Source organism: Halarchaeum salinum (assembly GCF_039520965.1).
Taxonomy (GTDB): Archaea; Halobacteriota; Halobacteria; order Halobacteriales; family Halobacteriaceae; genus Halarchaeum; species Halarchaeum salinum.
Genome location: NZ_BAAABL010000041.1, coordinates 62,403 through 69,386 on the forward strand (window position 1 = coordinate 62,403; position 6,984 = coordinate 69,386).

Genomic DNA, 6,984 nt, shown 5'->3' on the forward strand with positions numbered 1-6,984 from the left:
ACCGATGGACAACCCTCTTGGCGGCGGCGCGCCGTGGTGCGCGTATGGACATCGACATCGGCAACGCGCTCGACGCGGTCGCCGCGCCCGGCGTCTCCCGGGAGTATCTGGATCGACTGGACAGGCGCGTCGCCGACGCGCACGAGCGGATCGAGCGCGGGATGGCCGACGACGAGTTCGGCTACGCCGCGCTGAACCTCCCCGAACGCGTCGACACGGCCGCGATCCGCGACGCCGTCGCGCCGCTTGCCGATTCCGAGGCCGTCCTCACCGTCGGCATCGGCGGCAGCGCGCTCGGCGCGGCGACGCTCACGGACGCCCTCGACACCGACGGCGAGGCGTACTACCTCGACAACGTCGACCCGGCGCAGGTGTCGCAACTCCTCGACGACCTCGATCTCGAATCGACCGCGCTGAACGTCGTCTCGCGCTCGGGCACCACCGCGGAGACGCTCGCGAACTTCCTCGTCGTTCGCGAGGCCTACGCGGACGCGGGCGTCGACTGGACCGAGCGTACCCTCGTCACCACCGGCGACTCGGGCAACCTCCGTGACCTCGCCGACGAACACGATCTCCCCGTGCTCCCCGTCCCCGACGGCGTCCCCGGGCGCTTCTCCGCGCTCTCGACCGTCGGCCTCGCGCCCGCCGCGATTCTCGGCATCGACATCGAGAGTGTCGTCACGGGTGCGAGCGCCGAGCGCGAGTCGCTCTCGGGATCGCTCTACGAGACGCCCGCGTACGCCTATGGCGCGATCACGTACGCCCTCGCCGCGCGCGGCGCGAACGTGAACGTCGTGATGCCCTATCACGAAACCCTCGAAACGTACGCCGAGTGGTACGCCCAGTTGAGCGCCGAGAGCCTCGGAAAGGACGGCCTCGGCCAGACGCCGGTGCGCGCGCTCGGCGCGACCGACCAGCACAGCCAGCTCCAGCTCTATCGCGCCGGCCCGAACGACAAGCTCGTGACGTTCGTTCACGCGCGCGACGGCCCAGACGTCGCGATCCCGAGCGCGGAGCTGGAGGGGCTCGACTATCTTGAGGGCGCGTCGCTCGGCGAGCTGCGCGACGCCGAGTTCGAAGCGACGGAGGCCAGCCTCGCGGACGTCGGGCTCCCGAACGTCCGCATCGAGATCGAGCGCGTCGACGCGGCCTCGGTCGGTGGCCTCCTCTACGGCATGGAGGCCGCGACCGTCCTCGCCGGCGAGCTCTACGGCGTCGAGACGTTCACGCAGCCTGCCGTCGAGTGGGGGAAAGAGGTCGCTCGCGACCTGCTCCGCGGCGCGGACGCGCTCGATGAGACGACGAGCCTCCGCGTCACCCGCGAGTGAGCGCCACCGCATCGAAGCCCGACCGTCCCGCGCGCGTCGGCTCGCTCGGCGTCGTCGTCGCGCTCGCCATCGTCGGGCTGCTCGCGGGCACGGTCGTCCAGCTCGTCGTCACCTCGATCGCGAGCGCGTTCGACCCACCAATTGCCCTCCGGCTCGCCGTCGCACAGGCCGGCTTCGCACTCGCACTCGCGTTCACCGCGCTCGGCTACGTCGTCGTCACGCGCCGGCCCCTAACGTACTTCGACGTCCGCCTCGACCGGCGCGCCGCACTGTGGGCGGGCGGCGGCCTCGTCGCGATGTTCGTCGTCCTCGGTGCGACCGGCGTCGTCGCCAACGCGCTCGGGATCGGCGGCGCGACCCACGGGACCGTCGCAGCGATCCGCGAGACGCCGTGGCTCGGTCTCCTCCTCGTCCCCGTCTCCCTGCTGTTCGTCGGGCCGGGCGAGGAGCTGTTGATGCGCAACGTCGTTCAGAAGCGTCTGTACAGCGCCTTCTCGCGCCGCGCGGCGATCGTGCTCGCCAGCCTCGTCTTCACGCTCGTCCACCTCCCCGCGTATGCGACGCCCGGTGTGAGCACGCTCGCTCTCGGCGTCACGCTCGCACGGCTCTGCTGTGTCGCACTCGTCCTCGGTACCGTTTACGAGCGCACCGACAGCGTCGTCGCGGCCGCGCTTGCCCACGGCGGCTACGACGCGATCCAGTTCGGCGCGCTGTTCGTGTTCGCCACCTAGTTCGGGTTCTTTCGCGCGAGATCGGAGCCACAGACGGGGCAGCGCTCGCGGTCCTCGTCGAACTCGCGGCCGCACCCCTGACACTGGAAGTTCCAGTCGCGGCGCTCGGTGATCCCCTCCTTCGAGACGCTCTCGACGCTGAGGTCCAGGGCGTCTGCGACGTTCTGCATCGCGTAGTCATCCGTGACGAGCACGGCGTCGAGTTCGAGCGCCGCGGCGAGGACGCGCACGTCCGTCTCGGAGAGGACGTCCGCATCGCCGGTGCGCGTTGCCGCGTCCTCGACACGCCGGATCGCGGCCTCGTCGGGGACGTGAACGCGCATCCCGGAGCCTTCGAGGGCAGTGAGGCGGTAGCTCGCGGCGTCCTTCAGCTCCTCGCGGACGCCCGGAACGGTCGCCGCAGGGCCCTCGACATCGTACTCGTCGATGAACGCCGACGAATCGAGGACGTGCACTAGCGCTCGACGACGATGTAGTCCTTGACGGCCTGCACGCGCCCGACCGGGATGCGATAGCGCCCGTGGTCGTCGGTCGGGAAGTCGAGGGAGATCTGGTCCGTCTCCTCGGTCTGCTCGACGAGCAGATCCGAGAGCGCCCCCGTCTTGAGGTTCATCGTGATGTTGTACAGCATCCCGAGTTCGGTTCCGTCCGACCCCATGACTGCTTTCCCGGAGAGGTTCTCGGCGAGGATGTCGGCCATACCCGTGTCTGTGACCCCGTTCCACTTAAACGGTCGGCTCGCGTCCGTCCGCCGAGCCGATCCGCGGTGGAGATTGGATGCGGCGGGACCGATCGGGGGATTTACCTGTCCCAACCTGCTGAATTCGGATAACAGCCGTTCTGGCGTGGGTTTCAATGTCGGGAGATACACAACACGGGGGTCTCAGAACCCCCATCGTCGCCGTTCTCGGACACGTCGATCACGGGAAGACCAGCCTACTGGACAAGATTCGGGGGTCCACGGTCATCGAGGGTGAGGCGGGAGCCATCACCCAACACATCGGGGCGACTGCCGTCCCGCTCGATGTCGTCGGGGAGGTCGCGGGAAGCCTCGTCGACCCGACCGAGTTCGACCTCCCCGGCCTGCTGTTCATCGACACCCCGGGCCACCACTCGTTCACGACACTGCGCTCGCGTGGGGGGGCGCTCGCTGATATCGCCATCCTCGTCGTCGACGTGAACGACGGCTTCCAGCCACAGACCGAGGAGGCAATCAAGATCCTCGCGGACTCACAGACGCCGTTCGTCGTCGCCGCGAACAAGGTGGACACCATCCCCGGCTGGCAGATCCACGAGGACGCGCCGATCCAACAGAGCCTCGAGGCCCAGTCGGATCGCGTCGAGCAGCAGTTCAACGAGAAGCTCTACGAGATCATCGGCGAACTCTCCGATGCGGGGTTCACCTCCGACTTCTACTGGCGCGTGCAGGACTTCCGCTCGAACGTCGGCGTCGTGCCGGTGTCGGCGATGACCGGCGAAGGGATCCCGGACCTGCTCGCCGTCCTCATGGGCCTCGCCCAGCGCTACATGAAGGAGGACATGGCGATCGACGTGACGGGACCGGGCGCGGGCACCGTCCTTGAAGTCAAAGAGGAGCAGGGCTTCGGGACGACGCTCGACGTCATCCTCTACGACGGCACCATTCGTGCGGACGACACCATCGTCGTCGGCGGCGTCAACGGGCCGATCGTGACGGACGTCCGCGCGCTCCTCAAACCCCGGCCGCTCGCCGAGATCCGCACCGAGAGCCGCTTCGAGAAGGTCGACGAGATCGCGGCCGCGTCTGGCGTGAAGATCGCCGCGCCCGACCTCGACGATGCGATCGCGGGCGCGCCGGTCCGCGCGGTCCGCGGGCGTGACCTCGACGACGTCATCGCTGACGTCCAAGAGGAGCTCGCGGAGGTCGCCGTCGACACCGGCGAGGAGGGCGTCGTCGTGAAGGCCGACACCCTCGGGAGCCTCGAGGCGATGGCGAACGCGATGGAGGAGGCGGAAATCCCCATTATGCGTGCTGAAGTCGGCGACATCGCGCCCCGCGACGTGGCGATGGCGACCACGGTCGACGAGGAGGAGTATCGCGCTATCCTCGGGTTCAACGTCGACACGCTCGGCGACGCCGCCGAGCGCGCCGAGCAGGACGACGTCCGGGTCTTCCGTAGCGACGTCATCTACCAGCTCGTCGAAGAGTACGAGGCGTTCGTCGAGGATATCGAGCGCCGCCAGCGCGAGGCCGTCTTCGAGAACGTGATGCGCCCCGCGCGCTTCCGCATCCTCACGGATCACGTCTTCCGCCAGTCCGACCCCGCCGTCGTCGGCGTTGAGGTGCTCTCGGGCACCCTCAAGCGCAACACGCCCGTCGGCTACTTCGACGGCAACGAGATCGAGCGCGTCGGCGTCGTGAAAGGCATCCAGGATCAGGGCGAGGACGTTGACGAGGTCCGGGCCGGCAACGAGGTTGCGGTCAGTATCGACGGCCCGACCGTCGGGCGCGGCATCGACGAGGGCGACGAGCTCTGGGTCGATCTCCCCGAGAAACACGCGAAAGTCCTCGAACAGGAACTCCTCGAGGAGATCCCGGCGGACGAACGCGAGGCGCTCCACCAGTACCTCGAAACGCAGCGCAAACGGGACCCCTTCTGGGGCAAATGAGAATAGGATTATAGCATAGTTCTATACGTCCCTGCTCTGTGGATACGGGTAGGATGGAAGAACGTTCGCAGATCAATTTCCGTGTAGACGTTCAGACAAAGAGGGAGTGGGACGAGTACGTTTCTGAAACCCCTGAAGTAGACTCTCTCTCTCACTTGCTTCGACTCTCAGTTTCGAGGGAGATGGCCGAAGGTAGTGAGGGGGAAATAGGGGATACAGAGAATGATTTTAGTGGGTTAGATATTGTGGGTGAAATTCGGAGTGAGATTAACCCCAAGCTGGAGGATATTCAAGCAACAGTTGACGGTCTTGCCTCAGAGGACTCAGGGAAACCAGAACCGTATGAAACAAATCCTGTGTACCAGTGCCTTCCACAGGCAGAACCAGATACTAAGGAACACGAACGGGTGTTTACGGGTAATCCTTCTCTGAGCCATCAAGTCCGTTCGGGTACCATTAAGGACATCTCTGAATATATGCATAGCACCCCCTATCAGGTAGAGAAAACTATCAACAGATTAGAGGAGACAACTGAGAAGGTCCACTCGAAGGATAATCCAGATGGTGACGGACGGGTTTATTGGAGGGATTCATGAGGGAGAGTATTTCGGATTTTCTTGAACGAGAGTCCTTGAAGAAGGCAAGTTCAACCATAGAGAATCGTCGCTCTCAGATGAAGGATTTTGATTCGTGGCTTACTGAGCAAGAAAAAGAGGTAGGTGATGTGGATTATAGAGATATTGAGCGGTATGTTCTTGAGTTAGCTAACCGAGGCTATGCTACGGGGACTGTCAGAGGCTACTATAACGGCCTAAGCCGTCTATATGGAGTATTAGAGAAAGATGAAGTGGTTTCCTCTAATCCGATGGAGAAAGTTGAGTGGGGCGACTTTGATAGCCTTACAGACAGAAGTAAGCGGGAAGTGGAGTCGGGGGAAGCGATCTACTACCTGAATGCCGATGACGTTTCAAAACTCGTGAAGTCCGTCTCTTCCCCCGTTTTCAGGAACCGACTTATCATCAAAACCCTATTCTATACTGGATTACGGGTCAACGAGTTATGTGATATTGATATTTCTCAATTGAATCGGGATAAACGGCGTATCGAGAATGTCTATGCAAGCAAAACAGATTCAACTCGAACCGTGTTCTACCCCCCTGATTTAGAACGTGACTTCGGGAAGTGGCTTGAAGGAGGGTATAGAGACTCAAATACGTCTGTTCACGACTCTAACAAACTGTTTGTTAGTCGGCATAACGGATATTTGGCGACGAGTACGATTCGTGGAATAGTGTCTGAGGCGGCTGAAAACGCTGGGTTACAGGAAACGATCTATATTGACGGGAAAGGAGCTGAGAGGCATAAAATCACAGTCCACACCCTTCGCCACTCGTTCGCAGTAGACTCATTAGATAATGGTATGGATATACGGACTTTGCAGAAGATAATGGGCCATACCTCCATAGAGACGACACAACAGTACCTACAACTGCTTGACGACGACTTAGAGAAGAAGTACAGAGAGAGGGGTCCGAGTCCCCTTTCTTGACTAAGACGGTATGTGACGCTATTCGGCGTCGCGGAAGGGGACTCTATACGCTATCAGGGTAGGTTTCGAGTCCACTTCTCACGTTCCTCGCCATCCGTCTCCCAACGACCGCCAATCCCGTAGTCCTCATACGTCTCAGAGTACGAGAGTGCCCGTGCTAAGGCGCTTTCCAACTCTGCATAGTCTTCTTCTGCTTTGACGGAACCATCCTCGTCGTCGACTAATTGAGTGATCCACTCGTCTTCTGAGGCGACGACGCGGATTGTGACGCCGTGAAGCTCGTTAGTGAACGTGAATCCCCTGCCAGTGCTGTCAGAGGACCATCGTGGGATGATTGATGACGCCTCGGTATCGTCGTCGTGTAACACATCTTCTGCGTCGTCACGGGATTGACAGAGGCCGATGATGACGTTATTCTCGTCGTCTACTGCTTCAAACATCCCCATCCTCCTCCTCGACGACGGTCGTCTCTGTGGGGTGGCTATGGTTCTGTACGCCGAAACTGACTATTGTTCTGCGTTCGTGGGTCGTCATGGGTGTAGCCTGAATCACCCACTTCTTGCCCCTGCCTCAACAGGGGCTTTCTCTGAGCGGGTGACTCAATCAGTCCTATGGCCGCTTACTGGATATAAGTTCGCAGAGGGGTTTTTTGGTACCCATGAGGGTGTCATAGAAGAGTTCTCATGGTTTGCTGAATCAGCTCTAACGAATTGAAAGCGCCGTACAC

Annotated in this window: 8 protein-coding genes; 5 read left to right on the forward strand and 3 right to left on the reverse strand. The window is 62.0% G+C overall.

The genetic code is table 11. From position 1 onward, the window contains the following. Positions 1 to 44: 44 nt before the first annotated feature. Together ABDZ36_RS05685 and ABDZ36_RS05690 are read left to right on the forward strand one after the other, a co-directional pair. Complete coding sequence (locus tag ABDZ36_RS05685) at positions 45 to 1,328, forward strand: glucose-6-phosphate isomerase (RefSeq protein WP_211312374.1); 1,284 nt, start codon at positions 45 to 47, stop codon at positions 1,326 to 1,328. Further along, positions 1,325 to 2,059 carry a CPBP family intramembrane glutamic endopeptidase gene (locus ABDZ36_RS05690; RefSeq protein WP_211312375.1) on the forward strand — a complete coding sequence of 245 codons (735 nt, stop codon included), beginning with the start codon at positions 1,325 to 1,327 and terminating at the stop codon, positions 2,057 to 2,059. The genes ABDZ36_RS05685 and ABDZ36_RS05690 overlap by 4 nt, the downstream gene beginning before the upstream one ends. On the opposite strand, the gene ABDZ36_RS05695 is transcribed toward ABDZ36_RS05690, so the two are convergent. Beyond that, positions 2,056 to 2,514, reverse strand: a complete 459-nt coding sequence (locus ABDZ36_RS05695) for an NOB1 family endonuclease (protein ID WP_211312376.1) — start codon at positions 2,512 to 2,514, stop codon at positions 2,056 to 2,058. The two genes, ABDZ36_RS05690 and ABDZ36_RS05695, sit on opposite strands and share 4 nt — an antisense overlap. Next, a complete protein-coding gene (locus ABDZ36_RS05700) occupies positions 2,514 to 2,759 on the reverse strand; it encodes a PRC-barrel domain-containing protein (RefSeq protein ID WP_211312377.1) in 246 nt (81 codons plus the stop codon). The genes ABDZ36_RS05695 and ABDZ36_RS05700 overlap by 1 nt, the downstream gene beginning before the upstream one ends. Before the next feature lie 155 nt (positions 2,760 to 2,914). Here ABDZ36_RS05700 and infB point away from each other — a divergent pair, with 155 nt between their 5' ends. The 3 genes from infB to ABDZ36_RS05715 are packed head-to-tail and all read left to right on the forward strand — an operon-like array spanning position 2,915 to position 6,257. Then, positions 2,915 to 4,708, forward strand: a complete 1,794-nt coding sequence (gene infB, locus ABDZ36_RS05705; RefSeq protein WP_211312378.1) for a translation initiation factor IF-2 — start codon at positions 2,915 to 2,917, stop codon at positions 4,706 to 4,708. Between the two features lie 53 nt (positions 4,709 to 4,761). Continuing rightward, a complete protein-coding gene (locus tag ABDZ36_RS05710; protein ID WP_211312379.1) occupies positions 4,762 to 5,304 on the forward strand; it encodes a hypothetical protein in 543 nt (180 codons plus the stop codon). Then, the gene (locus tag ABDZ36_RS05715; RefSeq protein ID WP_211312380.1) at positions 5,301 to 6,257 is read left to right on the forward strand and encodes a tyrosine-type recombinase/integrase; all 957 of its coding nucleotides are present in this window, start codon (positions 5,301 to 5,303) and stop codon (positions 6,255 to 6,257) included. Before ABDZ36_RS05710 ends, ABDZ36_RS05715 begins: the two co-directional genes overlap by 4 nt. Before the next feature lie 53 nt (positions 6,258 to 6,310). Here the strand turns inward: ABDZ36_RS05715 and ABDZ36_RS05720 are convergent, their stop codons facing one another. Next, positions 6,311 to 6,703, reverse strand: coding sequence for a hypothetical protein (locus ABDZ36_RS05720; protein WP_211312381.1), 393 nt, complete (start codon positions 6,701 to 6,703; stop codon positions 6,311 to 6,313). Between the last annotated feature and the right edge of the window lie 281 nt (positions 6,704 to 6,984).